Here is a 15,640-nt window from a genome sequence, read left to right on the forward strand (position 1 = left end):
CTTTAAGAAGCAGCAGCGTCGAGGCTGAGAGCGCGGCGCGCCGCCTGGACGATTTCGTGACCCTTCTTTTCCTGAAGATCGAGGCTCATCGCGCCCGAGGGCTTGGGGATAACGTCGAGCGCCCCCAGCTTGCGGGCCTGCAGCGCCTGGGGCGAGCCGACCTGCCCGACCGAGGAGATGATGATCACCTTGATCTTGCCGACCAGCATCAGACGCTGAAGCATCTCGATCCCGGTCATTTCCGGCATCTCGATATCGAGAAGGATAAGGTCTGGTTTCAGCTCACGTGCCTTCTGCAGCCCGATCTTGCCGTTCTCGGCCATGCCGACAACTTTAAGGTCCGGGTCGCTTTCGACGATATCTTTGATGATCGTCCGCATGATGAAGCTGTCGTCCACCACCAGGATGTTCTTGGTCATGGCTAGGATACACTCGCTGAAGTCTGGATCCGGTTGCTCTTGGCCCATCGCGACAGCCGGCTGGCCAGTGCCTCGATGGACAGGACGTGCGAGGCGTGACCCGCCTCTATTGCGGCTGACGGCATTCCGCCGACAACGCAAGTTTCTGGAGTTTGTACCAGGACTGGCAGGCCGCGTCGGTGAAAATGCGACGCTCCTTCTGTCCCATCATCGCCCATACCCGTCAGGATTACGGCAATCGGTCGCCGGGCAGCTAAGGCCGCCGACCGGAAAAGCGTATCAACCGACGGGTGTACGGTCCCCGGAGCAGACGCGCCCCGAACGACGAAGCCGTCCGCTTTGGGCGCCACCATCCAGTCCCGCCCGCCCTTGAGCACGGCAACAGCACCGGGACCAACCTGGACGCCGCTGGCGGCTTCGAACACGTTGAGGCCGGTTTCCTGCCCCAGGAATTCGGCCATCGAACGGGTAAAAAACTCCGGCATATGCTGGGCGATCACGATAGGAACCGGCACCGGCCCCATCGCCATCAGCAGGCGCGGCAAAGTCTGTGGGCCGCCGGTCGACACTCCGATGACGATCAAGTCCGCCCCTTCGCCCGTGCGGGCGGTATCGAGGGTGCGACCATTATCCTGGGTCGGCTCCAGTGCCTTACCTTTTACCGGAACAGGGGTAGGCAGCTGACGGCGCGGCCGCTGGCCAGCCCATTGGCGCAGCTTCGGTCGCAGTTCCTTGTTGATCTGGCCCAGGTCGTTCTGGGTGAAGGAGGAGGATTTGGACACAAAATCCACCGCCCCGCCCCGCAGCGCGCGGATGGTCGATTCCGCCCCTTCCTGCGTATGGCTGCTGACCATGACGATGGGCGGAGGATTGGCGAACCCCATGATGCGCTTGGTCGCCTCGATACCGTCCATTTCCGGCATCTCGATATCCATGGTGATGACATCCGGCTTCAGGGTCTCGGCCATTTCGACCGCCTCGACCCCATTGCGTGCCTGACCGACGACGGTCAGATCGCCTTCGGCTTCGATGATCTGCCGAAGTGCAATACGCATGAAGCCGAGATCGTCGACGACGAGGACCTTGATCATCCGGTGACCCCGCCCCCAGTAACCCCGTTTTTGGCTTCGGGATCCAGGATCTTGTCCGGCGCCAGTATCCAGACATAACGACCTGCGATCTGGGTGATGCCTTCGATCAACGCTTCGCCTGTTCCCACTTCTTCGATGGTATCGATGGGAAGTGAGATCAAGCGTTCGGGATGATCGACCGGCAAAGCAAAACTGCCGGTCCCATCCTTGGCGACGATATAGGCGGTCGGACGCGCGCTGGCCGTCTTGCCGAGTTTGGCATGGAGCGGCGCGATAGGAAGGATATGCCCGCCGATCTCGACCGCCCCGGTGACGGCGGCATTCTCAGCCTCCGGCAGGGCGATGGGTTGGCTCCATTCCACCACCCGCTCTACAGACTCAACCGGCAGGGCGCAGAGGTCGGTGCCCAGACGGAAGATGATGAAATTACGTTCGATCTGGCGGATCTGCGATCCGGCGCCAAAGGCATCATCCACATCGGCGAACAGGCTGCCGAACTGATAAAACAGATCGTCCTCGACAAGACGGAACAGATTGAGCGCGCCGATCATCCGCCCTTCGGCGTCGGTGTAATAGCCGTCGAGTCCAGCCCCTGTCTCCTCGATCCCCTGGGAGCGTTTGGGCGGATAGCGGCGAATCCCCAGCACCTTGTCGACCGACAGGGCAAAGCGGGCAATCTCCCGGCGGCAGACCAGGGTGATTTCCCCGCCGGGCCGCTCCTGCCCCAGCAAAGTCCCCAACCCCAGGACAAGCACCTGCTTGCCGCGTAGATTGACGACACCGGAAACCACCTCCGGCGCGGCAGGCAGTTCGGACCAGACGAGATCGTCATGGATCTCGATCACCGAGTCGAGATCGAGGGCGAACAGCATGCCGCCCTGCTCCACCACCAGGACCGCGACGGTTTCCTCCTGCTCGACCGCAACCCGGCCCATGCCGGATTGCGCCAGCAGGCCCGGTTCATCCTCTGCCGGTAGCTTGGGAGCCAACCGGGTCAAGCCATGGGTCATCGGATCGATCAAGGTCGCGGTGCGACCATTCCAGTCCGCCGTTTCCTCATCGATAAGGCGGACGGTGGCAAGACTCAGTACCCGGTCGACCCGCAAGGCGAGACCGCGATCCTCCAGCGTCAGCCGCACCATTTCGCCCAATGTCTTGTCCCGGGACGGTGTCCGGCCACTCAAGTAAGCGCCAAGATCGATGAGCGGCAGCACGACCCCGCCCAGCGCCACGAGCCCCAGAACCGCCGTCGGCGCATAGGGCAGCGCCGTGACCGGGGGCATTTCAGCGATCCGGTCAACCTGCAGCGCTGGCAGGCCGTAAAGCTCGCCATCGCATTCGATCATCAGCCAGGCGTCTGTCGTGATCTCGCTCATGTCGTCGCCCCGCTTTTGAAGAAGACCGGCGAAGCGCCATCCAGAGGAGGCGAAAACCGCTTCACGACGCCCAAGTGCAACTGATCGGTCGGCCCCAGGATCAGCCCGCCATCGTCGCGCAGCACACCCGTCAGGCTTTCCAGAATGGCATGACGCGCAGATTTTGCCATGTAGATCAATACATTGCGGCAGGCAATGAGATCATAAATTCCGCTCATCGCCACTGGGGAGAGCAGATTGTAGGGTGTGAATTTCACGACCTTCCGAATGTCTTCGCGCACCCGCAGGCTGCCCGGCGCCAGACGATATTTCGGGAAAAAGCGCATGGTCGCATCCGGCATATCGCGGAACGACGACATCGGCCCGGTTTCATAAACTGCGCCTTCCGCCTGACGCAGGACGAGGCGGGAGATATCGGTGCCGGTGACCTTCAGGCTCCATCCCGGCGCCAGCTTGAAGGCCTGTCCCGCTTCTTCATAGGCGACGCCTGCGGCTTCCATAGCCTGGAAGGCCAGGATCGCCAGTGTATAGGCCTCCTCACCCGTCGAGCAGGCCGCCGACCAGATGCGTAAGGTCTTGGTGTCGCGTTCGATGGCTTGGCTGATCAGCCGGGACAGCACGACATTTCGCACCAGATCGAGCTGGGGCATGTCGCGATAGAAATAGGTCTCATGGACCGTCAGGCTCTCGATCAGCGACAACCAGTCCGGATTGTCCGACGGGCTGGATCGCAGATGGCGCACCCATTGGTCGAGCGTCCCGACATCGACCTTGGCAAAAATCCGCTGCAGCTTGTTTTCGACCGGCGTCGCGACCTTGATGCCCGCGATCCGCTCGACATCCTGCATCAGCCCGTGCAGCAAAGTCTTCCGGATACCCTTCGCGTGCTCTTCGCCAGGGATACTCCAGCTGTCGGCGCCTAGGCGATCTCCGAGATCCGCCATCATCAATTGACCAGTTTTTTGAACTGATCGACTTCGATGCGGGTTTTATCGGCCAGCTTCGACAGATGCACCATGGTCGCCGTGATTTCTTCGGCGGCGGTCGAATTGCTCTGACCGATGCGCGTCAGCTCGAAGACATTGCTATTGATGCCGCCGACGGTTGCCTGCTGCTCCTCCATCGCCCCGGCGATGGCACCGACCAGACGGTCGCTCTGCTTCACGCCCTCGGCGATCCGCTGCATATTGCCCGAGACTTCCTCGGCCATCTGCACACCGCGTCCGGTTGCTTCGGTCGATTGCTGCACCAGCACCGCGATCTTCTGGGCCAGCGCCCCGGAATTATCGGCCAGCTTGCGCACTTCTTCGGCGACGACGGCAAAGCCCTTGCCATGTTCGCCTGCTCGCGCAGCCTCAATGGCGGCATTCAGGGACAGCATGTTCGTCTGGGCGGCGATGCGCTGGATGGCGCCGGTAATCTGCTCCACCTGCGCGCTCGAATCCGCAATCGCCGTGACGATATCGACCATGTCGGCCATCTGCTCGATGCCGCCCATGGCCAGATCGGCCGCATTCTTGGCCTGCTCCGAGGCGAGCTGGGTGGAGCGCGCCACATCGGCAATTGCGCGTGAGCTTTGCTCCAGCGATGCTGCCGTCTGCTTCAAGGCGTTGAGCTGGGTATAGGAGCCGTCCGACACCTGACTGACAGCAGAGCTTGCCTGATTGGCCGCAGTCGCGACCTGCCGGATGGATTGCGCGACGCGGTCGGTCAGTTCGGCGGAGCTGATAGCCTGGGCACGGAACACCTTCAGCGCCCGCGCCATCATGCCGATTTCACCGACGCGCCCGGTGCCCTGCACCTCGTCGCCGATATGACCATCCGCTAGCGCCCGCATCGCCTCGGCCATATCGCGGACAGGGCGGGCAATCTTGAAGGACAGGACGTACCAGTTGGCGATCAGAACCCCAGCGCCGATCACGCCGATCGACAGCGCCAGAAGCTGCACCAGTTCAGCCGAATTATCTGCAGCCTCGACATTCTCGTCCGCCGCGGCCTCGATACGAGCGCGTACCTTAGCAACAAACGCGTCTAGGCCCGGCTTGATCGTCAGCCATTCCTTATGCATGGCGATATAGGCCGCATCATCCCCGCGCACATAGGCTTGGCGGAGCCGTTCGGCGAAATCCGGCAGACGGTCGACCTGCTGACGGGCGGAACGCACGGTTTCGGGGTCGAGATAGGCTTCGAGTTCGCGCAGGACCGTGGTCCAGCTGGCGGCCAGTTCCTTCTGGATCGTCGGCAGGCGGACCGCTGATTCCTGCGGCGAATAAACATGGGCGAGCGCGCCAACCTGACGGCCTTCATACTCGTTCACGAGCATCGAAAAGCTGTTGATGGCCGAGGTCGTCAGCTTATCGCGCACCGCGATATTATAGACCACCACCTCGTTCGAGCGCATGGCGAAGGCCAGAAGCACGACCTGTGCGCCGACCAGAACCAGCGTCACCAGCGCAATGATCTGCGCCATAACGCTGATGCGGGCCCACTTGAAGCTGCCGCCCGAAGCTTCCGCCGCCCCGACTTCTTCCGTCATAGACCCTCTGCCCGCCCCATTCGATGATCACCGCTTGTGACAAAACGGCATCTTCAAGACGACAGGAGAGGATGACCGATGCCCGTCCGCCGGATGCCGTCTTGTCCGTCAGCCTACGGCTTGTGCGAACGTCTTGTAAACAATCCGAATGCCCAAACGACTGTCATAAACCGATAAAATCGGCCAACGCAGCGCAGTCTTAACCATATCGCCTCGAGACATTAACCTAACGGGAATGTTATTAAATTGTCGATATTGCACTTGCGAGATAGAACATCTTCCGTTTCTTGACCGCCGATGGATATAATGAGTTTGTGATAAAATGTTTTCGACGGTATTAAGTGGGTAGAAAAAAGGGATGCGCTTCCCCATGGCGTCGCCTAGGTCAGAATTGGGGAATGGTTTCACGCTTTCGCGGGTCACGAAGGGCATAGCGGTATGAAATTTGGTGATCGGCGCGCGCTGAACTCGACTGTAAAACGACGCAGCGACCTTTCGACCGTCATTCTCCATTGGGCGGCTGTTCTGGCATTGGGCGTGGCTTTGTTGTCCGGCCTGCGAATTTCCACTGATAGCCCCGATGCCAGCTGGAGCCTTCTGCTGGATGCCGTTCTGCTGCATGGCGCGGTCAGTCAGTGGCATGTGTGGGCGGGCTATGGTCTGACCGCCGTCATCCTGGGCTATGGCGTCTATCTGCTGCGCGCCGGGCTCGGCAGCCGTATCATCTTCGACAGATACCGTCGTCAGGCCCTGAAATCACCCGACGGTGCCACCCGCTGGCAGGCGCGCAATGTCGCGATCTTCTGGGTCGGCTTCACCATTATCCTGCTGCTGGCGATTTCCGGCTCGATCTCCTATTGGGGCGCCGGTCTGCTGCCCGCGGCCTTCCTGGGCGCGACTCACCGGGTTCTCTCCTGGGCTCTCATCCTTTACGTCGTGATCCATATCGGTGGCCAGATCGCCTATGGCGGCATCCGTCAGCTGACCAAGATCATGATGCCGCGTCTGGCCTATGGCGTGGCTGGGGCGACCGCTTTCGTGGTGGTTGCAGCCGTCGCTGGCGGCGTCTATTGGATCGACCATATCGCTCTGCGCACGCTCACCCTGCCAAAGGTGGCAAGCGCCCCGGTGCTCGATGGCAAGTTCGACGATGAGGTCTGGAAAAGCGCCAAGGCTATCGTCATTCCCACCGCGCGCGCTCATACGGTTGAGGGCGGAGAAATCGATGTCACCGTAAAGGCGATCCACGACGGCACCACCGCCTATTTCGCCTTCGAATGGCCCGATACCGAACGCTCGATGAAGCTGTTCCCGATGGTGAAGACTGAAACCGGCTGGACCATCAAGCAGACCGAAGCCGACCGGGGCGACGAGAGCGAATTCTACGAAGATCAGTTCGCGGTGATGCTGTCCCGTGCGTCCGAAGTTGCAGGCGGCTCAGCGCATTATGGCTCGAAAGTGTTGAGCGATAAGAAATCGACCCATGGTCGCGGCATGCATTATATGACCGATGGCTCCATCGTCGATCTCTGGCAGTGGAAGGCCGCACGCACCGGCAACCGCGTCGTTTCGCAGATGGATGACGGCTATATCGGTGCACCGCTGGAAAAGCCGGCGGGTGACGAGCGCTATCGCGGCGGCTTCAACATGGATCCCGATACCGGCGGCGGTTACGTGCAGAACTTTGACCGCAAGGATCCGGCGGCCCGTCTTGCCGACGGTGTCGTGCCGCGCCGCCTGCCCAAGGATTGGCAGCTTGTTCGCGCTGCCATCGCAGGTGACGGCATCGACCACAGCAGCGCCGACCGCGCCGACTGGTGGCTGCTGTATGAAGAGACAGTTCCCTACACGGCCGAAATGGATGCCAATATCCCGGTTGGAACCGTCCTGCCGAGCGTGCTGGTGCGCGGCCCCTTCCAGGGCGACCGTGGCCATATCGCCGCCGAGGCTGTCTGGTCGGATGGAGTCTGGCGCCTGGAAGTGAAGCGCGCTCTCGATACCGGATCGCAGTACGACCTGCCGATCGCCAAAGACATGTATTTCTGGGTTTCCGCATTCCAGCATGCGCAGACCCGGCACTCATACCACACACGTCCTGTCCGTCTGGAACTGGGCGAATAAAGCTGTCGGGGGGTACCAATGAATAAGATCCTGATCGACGGCTGGCAGGAGCCGGTCTTCGCAGGCAAGCGGGCAACGGTGCTCGATGCCGCGCTGGACGCGGGCGTCCCGCTGCCGTTCGGCTGCCGCAGCGGTGAATGCGGCAGCTGCAAGTGCCGTCTGGTCGAAGGTCAGGTCACCATGGCCCCTTACGACAAGGGCGTGCTCAGCGATCAGGAGAAGGCCGCAGGCCTGATCCTTGCCTGCCGTTCGCAGCCCAAGGGCGATATTGCGATAGCCTCATTGACCGCGCTCGATGTGTCGCTTGTGGTTATCCCGCCGCGCCGGGTGAAGGCCAAGGTGGTTGCCATTGACGCCCCGGTGCCCGATGTCCGTCGCCTCGTGCTGCGTCCGGCCGAGCCCCTGCCCTTCAAGGCCGGGCAATATTCGGAACTGACGTTCGGTTCTTGCTCGCCTCGCGCCTATTCAATGGCCAGCCATCCGAACGACGAAGAACTGGAGTTCCATATCCGCATTCTCCCCGGCGGGCAGGCCAGCGGCTATGTCGCGGAGAAGCTGCAGGTGGGCGATTCAGTCGATATCGATGGCCCCTTCGGTCAGGCCTTCTATCGCTCGACCCATGAAGGTCCGATCCTCTGCGCAGCTGGCGGGACGGGCCTGGCCCCTGTGCTGTCCATCGTGCGCACCGCCTTGCAGGAAAACCCGGATCGGCAGGTGCATCTGTTCTTCGGCCTGCGCTCGCGCGCGAATGTCTATGCCGAGGAACTGCTGCGGTCGATGCAGCAAACCTATGGCAATTTCCGCACCGATATCATCCTGGCGAACAAGGAAGAGCATGAGGAATGCCGCTCCGGCTTCGTCCATGACGCCATCGCCAACGACTGGAACTCGCTTGCCGGGTTCAAGGTCTATGCCGCCGGTCCGCCACCCATGATCGATGCCCTGACCCGCACCGTGGTGTCCCTGGGCTTAGAGAGCGACCACATCCATTCCGACCCCTTCTATTCGACCGCGCCGGTCGTGAAGGTCGGTTTGTTCGGCAAGATCAAGTCGATGCTGGGCGCCAAATAGCTCTAAGGTACAGCCAATAAAAAAGGGGCCGCGAGGCCCCTTTTTCTTTGACCGGAAACCGGCGGTCAGACGACCGCCTTCTCCTTGGAGACAAGCTGTTCGAGATCGCGGAAGGTCGCGGTGATCTCTTCAGCGGCAACCGTGTTGCTCTGGGCCACGCTTTTAAGCTCGCCCAGGCTCGAGTCGATGTCCGAGAGGGTCGACTGCTGCTGCTCGATGGCAACCGCAATCGAACGGATGCGCGCGTCGGTGGAGGTCACCTGTCCGGCGATCTTATCCATCAGGCCGCGCACCTCCTGCGAGGCCGATTGACCGGCATTGGCATCGGTGACCGCCTGGGCCACGATGCGCGCGATTTCCTCGGCCGACTGGGCAGAGCTGTCGGCCAGCTTACGCACCTCTTCGGCAACCACGGCAAAGCCCTTGCCATGCTCACCCGCACGGGCAGCTTCGATGGCAGCATTGAGTGAGAGCATATTGGTCTTGTTCGCGATCTCGGTAATCGCCTTGGTGATCGCACCGATGCGGGCCGCATTCTCGCCGATGACACCGACGCGCTTCAGCAGATCCGTCATGGCGTCCTGGCCTTCGCGCACCAGATCCGAGGCCTGGTTGGCAAGGCTGCTGGCGCCCTGGGCATTATCCGAGACTTCAGTGATCGCACGCACGGATTCGCCGATGGCATTCGCCACCTGCCCCAGCGCCGTCGTCTGGACATGGGCACCGTCGCGGACCCGCCCGACGGCACCGCCGGTCGCCCGGCTGGCATCGGCGATACGGCCGGATTGCTCCTCAAGCGCCTTGCGCTGCTCCGCCAGTAGCGAGGCATTGTCGCGGAAAGTCTCGGTCGCCTTACGCATCGCGCCGATTTCACGGCCCGTGGCATTCGGCAGCTCGATATCGAGCTCGCCGCCCGCCAGCTTGGTCATGGCAATGGTGATGCGGTTCAGAGGACCTGTGATCTGGCTGGCCGTGATCCAGAGAACCAGCAGGCAGCCCAGAAGCGCCGCAGCGCCGACACCGAATGCCACCAACGTGGCGTAATCGGTAACGTCGGCGATGATATCGGCATTCCAGGCAGCAACGACATAGCCGGGAACTGTGTTATCCGAGAGCCGGGTTGCGACCATCATGATATTCAGATCGCCGACTTCACGGATTTCAACGCCGGTGGAGGTTGCACCTGCTTCGTCCAAGGCCTGCTTGGTGGCCTTCAGGATAGGCAGGAATTCCGGCAGGATGGCCTTATCCTGGTGGAACGTCCCGACCGCATTCAATTCGGCGTCATAGGCGGTGAAGCCCGAAAGACTGCGTCCCGCATCCTGCACAAAGGCCCGCATACGCCTCTCGACGATGGCGGCCTGTTTGAGATGGATTGCGGGGGCCGCTTCCTGGGCGACGCGCTTCATAAGCACGATTTGCGTCGCCTCGGCCTGTTCGCGCCAGGCCTTGTCGTAGAGAAGCGTGATCGTCGTGGCAACGACCGCCACGGCAATGAGAAGGATCGGCGTCGTAGCGAGCCAGAACCGCTGTGTGATGCTGAGATTCAACGCCGCCGCTCCTGTCGAAATTATTCGACGGTAATAGTGATCTTTTCCGACTGGACCGGCGTCGCGTGCGGAACGTGATTATGGTCGCCCAGCACGGCCTGAATGGTGTGCTTCCCCGGCGGAAGATTGATGATCTTCTCGGTCTCGCCACCGCCAAAATGCAGATGGGTCGCATTGTTCGGCAGCGGCTTGTTGGGGTCGAAGTTATCCACGTCGATCAGCAGATGATGATGACCCGTGTTCGGCCATTCGACCAGAGCGGGCGCCACGCCCATGCCCTTCAGACCGAAGACGATCTTGACCGGATTCTTCACGGTCGAACCATCCTTCGGCTCGATCAGATAGACGGACGAACCGGCCGGGGCCGGAGTCTCGCCTGCCTTGGCGGAAACGACAGGCGCGAGCGCCAACATCGAGACGACCAGGAATTGCTTGGCTTTCATCGTTTCCTCTTTCTTATCCGCTTCTGCCCAAGGGACCTTCATTAGTAGAGGTATGCTTATCAGATATTGCTGAACCTGCGACATTTTTGAACCAAATTTTTCGGATCTGACGGCGAAAAATTGTGCGCCTGTCGAACAAACCGCCGTTAAGCAAACGCTTTTAGCAAATCGATTGATCAGGTGCGGTATCCGGGCGCGCGCCTTGCATAGCGGCACCCGGATTTCCAATTCAGCCAGCCCCCTCGCGATGCCCGATCACGCCCTTCGCCGCCGCAATCTTTTCGCTGCCCTGGTTCTGGCCGGGATGATCGGCTTTGCGACCGTGATGACAGTGCAGATGCGCTCGGACGGCACAGGCCCGGTAAGGGGGCCGATCAAGGTCGGCGTGCTGCATTCCCTGACCGGAACCATGGCCGTGTCCGAGCGCACGGTGGTCGATGCGACACTGTTTGCCATCGAGGAGCTTAATGCAGCAGGTGGCGTGCTGGGGCGTCCGGTCGAACCTATCGTCGTGGACGGCCGCTCCGACTGGCCCACTTTCGCCGGTGGCGCCGAGCGGCTGATCGCCCAGAACAAGGTCTCTGCCATCTTCGGATGCTGGACCAGTGCCTGCCGAAAGACCGTAAAGCCCATTTTTGAGGCACGGGACGCCGTTCTTTTCTACCCCGTGCAATATGAAGGGCTGGAGCAGTCCCCGAACATCGTCTACACGGGCGCCGCCCCCAATCAGCAGATCATCCCAGCGATCAAATGGACGCTCGATAACCTCGGCAAACGCATCTTCCTGGTCGGCAGCGATTATGTCTTCCCGCGCACTGCCAATCGGATCATCGCCCTTCAGGTCACGGCCCTGCAGGGCGAAATCGTCGGGGACGAGTATGTCGCCCTCGGCGGTCAGGATTTCGAGGCTATTGCCGCCAGCATCAAGGCCACCAAGCCGGATGTGATCTTCAATACGATCAATGGTGACAGCAATATCGGCTTCTACAAGGCGCTGCGTGCGGCCGGGATTACGGCCGAAACCATGCCGGTCATGTCCTTTTCCGTCGCCGAGGCCGAGGTGAAGGCCATCGGTCCCGACCTGATGAAGGGCGATTATGCCGCGCGCAATTACTTCCAGACGGTCGACACGCCCGAGAACCGGGATTTCGTCCGTCGCTTCAAGGCGCGTTTCGGCCAGGATTATGTGACGACCGCCCCGATGGAGGCCGCCTACTACGGCGTACATCTCTGGGCCAAGGCGGTCACCGAAGCCCGGTCGGCCGACTGGCGGGACTATCGCAGCCATGTACGCGGGCAGAGCATGATGGCCCCCGGTGGCCTGATCCAGATCGACACTATCAGCCAGCACGTCTGGAAGACCGTCCGCATCGGCAAGATCCAGGCGGACGGTAGCTTCGCGATCCTGTGGGACAGCGGACGCCCCATCCGTCCCGTCCCCTTCCCCGCCCTCATGAGTCAGGCCGACTGGCTGACCTTCCTCGATCAGCTCTATCGCAAATGGGGAGGCCAATGGTCAGCTCCCTGAAATCGCTCAGGCTGAAACTGCCACTGGCGGGCGAGATCGCAGCGGGCAACATGCTGCTGGGCCTGCTGCCCCTGATGTTGTTCGTCTGGGGTTACTTCTCTACGGTCGAGCGCAATCTGGTGGACGAGATCCGCTCCAGCCTCGCCGCCGTGGCCGATCAGAAGGCGGCGCGCATCGAAGGCTTCGCCCGCGACCGTGTGGCGGAGATTGCGCTGCTCTCGACCCTGCCCACCGTCGCTGCCGCGCTGACCGAAACGGATACCCCGGAAACCGCCGCAACCCTGCGTCGCCATGCCGAGGCTTTCCGAGCCCACGAACTGATCCTGCTTGACCCCAGCGGCAAGCCGCTCTTCACCACGGGCAGTAGCCTCTCCCTGCAATCTGGCCCCCTGCTGGCCGCCGTCGACCGGGCGCGGACGCTGCTGGAGGCCGAAGTGGCGGATTTCGCCCAAGGCGACGGCCGTGTCACCGCCTCCGTCGCCCCGGTCCTGCGGGAGGGCGCCCTGATCGGCGTGGTCGCCCTGACCCTCGACCGCAGCGCGATCAGGGATATCGTCACCGATCCGACAGGCCTTGGGCGCACCGGCGCCACCCTGATCGTCCCCGCCGATGCCTGGAACGCCGACCTGCCCCTGGCCGATATCGCAGCCCGCACCCTGCGTGGGGATCGGGGTGTCGGAGAGGCTATCGATGCCGGGGGCGAGGAAGTGCTGGCCGCCTGGCGCTACCTCCCCTCCTTCCGCTGGGCAATGGTGGTGCGCACCGATGTGCGGGAGAGTCTGGCCGCCGTGCAGCGCCTGCGCATCGCAGGTTGGGTCGTCATCAGCGGTTCGTTGCTGCTGACCATCATCGCCTCCGTCTTCGTCGGCCGTGGCATCGCAGCCCCGCTGAAGGATCTGGCCGAGGCGACCCATGACCTGACCCATGGCCGTTTCACCCCCATCGAAGGCCATCAGGGTAGCCGCGAGATCGACGATCTTGCCGGTGGCTTCAACGAGATGGCGACGCGGATCGCGGATTATCAGACCGGCCTGAAGCGGATGGTCGACGAACGCACCGCCGAGCTTTCGACCGCCAAGGAGCAGGCCGAAGCCGCCACACGCGCCAAGACGGAATTCCTGGCCGTCATGAGTCATGAGATGCGCACCCCGATGAACGGCGTGCTGGGGATGGTCGAGTTGCTGGATAGCTGCGGTATGGATGCCGAGGCGAGACGGCATGTGCGGACTATCCGCCAGTCGGGGGAAACGCTGGCCACGCTGCTGAACGATATCCTGGATATCGCGGCCATCGAGGCGGGGCGCATCACACTGCAGGATCAGGCGTTCCAGCCTTGCGAGTTGGCGAGCGATCTGGTCGCCCTGATGCGCAATCCTGCCGAAGCCAAGGGCTTGGTCCTGGATCTGACACTAGATCCAACGATTCCCGAGCATGTGCGCGGCGACCCCGCCCGACTGCGTCAGGTGCTGCTCAACCTCATCGGCAATGCGATCAAATTCACCACCGCCGGGCGGGTCGTCCTGGAAATCGCGGCGCAGGGCGATGCCCTCACCTTCACGGTCAGCGATACCGGCATGGGTATTCCAGCAGAGGCACTGCCACGCCTGACCGAACCCTTCTATCAGGTGGACAGCGCCCTCTCCCGCCGTTTCGGCGGCTCAGGCCTCGGCCTCGCCATCGTGGCCCGTCTGGTTTCGGCCATGGAGGGAACGCTGGCTGTGAGGAGCCAGCCAGGACAAGGCAGCAGTTTCAGCGTCACCCTGCAGTTGCCCGCAACCGAAGCCCCGGTAGATGACACCGCCCCGACATTGCCGACGACACCGCTTCGCATCCTGATTGTCGAGGACGAGATGGTGAATCGCGATGTGATCGCCGGACTGTTGCGACGCGATGGCCATCGGGTCAGCCTTGCCGAAGACGGCACCGCTGCGCTCGACCTCTTCACTCCCGGCAGTTTCGATATCGCGCTTGTGGATCTTCATCTGCCCGGCGTCGATGGGCTGGCCGTCGCGCGCCGTCTGATCGAAACCGCTGCCGAAGCGGGCGAGCGTCTGCCGGTTTTGGCCGTCACGGCGAACCTTATGCCCGACGATCAGGCGGCCTGCCGGGCGGCGGGCATGATGGGACTGATTGCAAAGCCCATCGACCCCCAACGCCTGTCCCGCGCGCTATCGCTGGCGATGCAGGGGCGTGAGCTCTGGGAGAATATGGTGGCACCCGCCACCTTGACCGCCTTCGACCGCAATCTGCCCGATGATCTGTTTGCCGCCCTTGGGACTGAGGAGACGGCCCGGTTGCTCGATGCCCTACCCGATATTCTGCGTCGCCACCTCGCAGCGATTAAAAGAGCGGCAATTGCAGGCGATATCAAGGGAAGTGCGGATGCGGCCCACCGGCTGGCAGGGGCCGCAGGCAGCTATGGCCTTGCGGGGCTGCGTGATGCCGCCCGGATCTTCGAAACCATGCCGAATGACCCCGAGATGCTGGCCACGCTCGATCAGGCCCTGGCACCGGGGCTGGCGGCACTCTGGCACTGGCGTGAAACCGTCCTCGACGACAAGGCGCCGTCAGGGCTCTAGGCGCCGCGCTGCACGCGCCCCGAAAACCTGTAGCCGTGGCCGCGTTCGGTTTCGATGAAGGCCCCCACGGGCCCCATCTTGCGGCGCAGGCGGCTGACGAGGATATCGATACTGCGCGCACCGCTGTCGCCCTCGCCCGTGCCGAGCGCATCCATCAATTGGTCGCGGCTCTGGATGCGCGGGCTGCGCTGGGTCAGGATATGCAGCAGATCGAACTCAGTCGGCGTCAGGTCGATGGCGATCCCCTCGCCATTGCAGACCTTGCGGGCAGCGGGATCCAGGCTCGCCCCTTCGATCTTCCAGACCTGCGAGGCACCCGGCGCCAGGGGTTGACGACGCCCAAGCACGTTGCGTACGCGGGCGAGCAGCTCGCGGGCGAAAACCGGCTTTGGCACGTAATCTTCCGCCCCGAACTCCAACCCCTGCGCCCGCTCCTCCGGGCCGCCCCGTTCGGAGACGATGATGATCGGAGCATCCGATAGCGCCCGCACCGACCGGGTGAGGCTTAGACCCGAGGCGTCGGGCAAGGTCAGATCCAGCAGGATCAGGTCGACGCTGACCGAATGCAGCACGGCGGAGGCTTCCGACCAATCCTCGGCCTCGCTCACCCGGTGCCCGGCACGGCTCAAGACCGCCGCCAGCAATCCGCGAACGGCCTCATCATCTTCGACAATCAGAACATGCTCGGCCATGTCGTTAGCTTTTTTGCACCGCCAGAAACATATGGGAAAACTTACCCTGTCACCTTAACCATCGTCGCTTTTTGCAACGCCCGTCAAGAGACTTGACGGGCGTTCACGACGGCGATTATCAATAATAATCATAGGCAAATACAGAAATATTTGAGAAATAAAGAGAAATATCTGAAATATTGTTCATTTATTGAACTGATGATCGCAATTTAATCATCGCCCATAATGCCTTTT

Annotated in this window: 12 protein-coding genes; 4 read left to right on the top strand and 8 right to left on the bottom strand. The window is 62.0% G+C overall.

The features are described from left to right. Positions 1-2: 2 nt before the first annotated feature. The 5 genes from ACFSM5_RS00715 to ACFSM5_RS00735 are packed head-to-tail and all read right to left on the bottom strand — an operon-like array spanning position 3 to position 5,422. On the bottom strand, positions 3-419 hold the full coding sequence (locus ACFSM5_RS00715) for a response regulator (RefSeq protein WP_379874079.1): 417 nt from the start codon (positions 417-419) through the stop codon (positions 3-5). 2 nt (positions 420-421) lie between these two features. Beyond that, positions 422-1,510: a chemotaxis-specific protein-glutamate methyltransferase CheB gene (gene cheB, locus ACFSM5_RS00720; protein WP_379874081.1), complete on the bottom strand. Its 1,089-nt coding sequence runs from the start codon at positions 1,508-1,510 to the stop codon at positions 422-424. Then, positions 1,507-2,886 carry a chemotaxis protein CheW gene (locus ACFSM5_RS00725; RefSeq protein WP_379874083.1) on the bottom strand — a complete coding sequence of 460 codons (1,380 nt, stop codon included), beginning with the start codon at positions 2,884-2,886 and terminating at the stop codon, positions 1,507-1,509. The genes cheB and ACFSM5_RS00725 overlap by 4 nt, the downstream gene beginning before the upstream one ends. After that, the gene (locus tag ACFSM5_RS00730; RefSeq protein ID WP_379874085.1) at positions 2,883-3,830 is read right to left on the bottom strand and encodes a CheR family methyltransferase; all 948 of its coding nucleotides are present in this window, start codon (positions 3,828-3,830) and stop codon (positions 2,883-2,885) included. The genes ACFSM5_RS00725 and ACFSM5_RS00730 overlap by 4 nt, the downstream gene beginning before the upstream one ends. A 2-nt stretch (positions 3,831-3,832) precedes the next feature. Then, positions 3,833-5,422 carry a methyl-accepting chemotaxis protein gene (locus ACFSM5_RS00735; protein ID WP_379874087.1) on the bottom strand — a complete coding sequence of 530 codons (1,590 nt, stop codon included), beginning with the start codon at positions 5,420-5,422 and terminating at the stop codon, positions 3,833-3,835. 438 nt (positions 5,423-5,860) lie between these two features. Between ACFSM5_RS00735 and ACFSM5_RS00740 the strand changes: the two genes are divergently transcribed. Together ACFSM5_RS00740 and ACFSM5_RS00745 are read left to right on the top strand one after the other, a co-directional pair. Beyond that, on the top strand, positions 5,861-7,543 hold the full coding sequence (locus ACFSM5_RS00740) for an ethylbenzene dehydrogenase-related protein (protein ID WP_379874089.1): 1,683 nt from the start codon (positions 5,861-5,863) through the stop codon (positions 7,541-7,543). 18 nt (positions 7,544-7,561) lie between these two features. Beyond that, positions 7,562-8,614, top strand: a complete 1,053-nt coding sequence (locus ACFSM5_RS00745) for a 2Fe-2S iron-sulfur cluster-binding protein (protein ID WP_379874091.1) — start codon at positions 7,562-7,564, stop codon at positions 8,612-8,614. 65 nt (positions 8,615-8,679) lie between these two features. Here ACFSM5_RS00745 and ACFSM5_RS00750 read toward each other — a convergent pair whose 3' ends face one another. Next, positions 8,680-10,164 (bottom strand): methyl-accepting chemotaxis protein, encoded by a 1,485-nt coding sequence (locus ACFSM5_RS00750; RefSeq protein ID WP_379874093.1) that lies wholly within the window; start codon positions 10,162-10,164, stop codon positions 8,680-8,682. Positions 10,165-10,184: 20 nt separating this feature from the next. After that, positions 10,185-10,607 (bottom strand): DUF4399 domain-containing protein, encoded by a 423-nt coding sequence (locus ACFSM5_RS00755; RefSeq protein ID WP_379874095.1) that lies wholly within the window; start codon positions 10,605-10,607, stop codon positions 10,185-10,187. A 202-nt stretch (positions 10,608-10,809) separates the two neighbouring features. On the opposite strand from ACFSM5_RS00755, the gene urtA reads away from it, so the two are divergent. Together urtA and ACFSM5_RS00765 are read left to right on the top strand one after the other, a co-directional pair. Then, positions 10,810-12,135: an urea ABC transporter substrate-binding protein gene (gene urtA, locus ACFSM5_RS00760; protein WP_379874097.1), complete on the top strand. Its 1,326-nt coding sequence runs from the start codon at positions 10,810-10,812 to the stop codon at positions 12,133-12,135. Next, positions 12,120-14,714, top strand: a complete 2,595-nt coding sequence (locus ACFSM5_RS00765) for a hybrid sensor histidine kinase/response regulator (RefSeq protein WP_379874099.1) — start codon at positions 12,120-12,122, stop codon at positions 14,712-14,714. The genes urtA and ACFSM5_RS00765 overlap by 16 nt, the downstream gene beginning before the upstream one ends. Here ACFSM5_RS00765 and ACFSM5_RS00770 read toward each other — a convergent pair. Then, a complete protein-coding gene (locus tag ACFSM5_RS00770; protein WP_379874101.1) occupies positions 14,711-15,406 on the bottom strand; it encodes a response regulator transcription factor in 696 nt (231 codons plus the stop codon). The genes ACFSM5_RS00765 and ACFSM5_RS00770 overlap by 4 nt on opposite strands. Positions 15,407-15,640: the final 234 nt, after the last annotated feature.

The organism is Lacibacterium aquatile (assembly GCF_042683105.1).
In the GTDB taxonomy this organism is placed as follows: Bacteria; Pseudomonadota; Alphaproteobacteria; order Elsterales; family Elsteraceae; genus Lacibacterium; species Lacibacterium aquatile.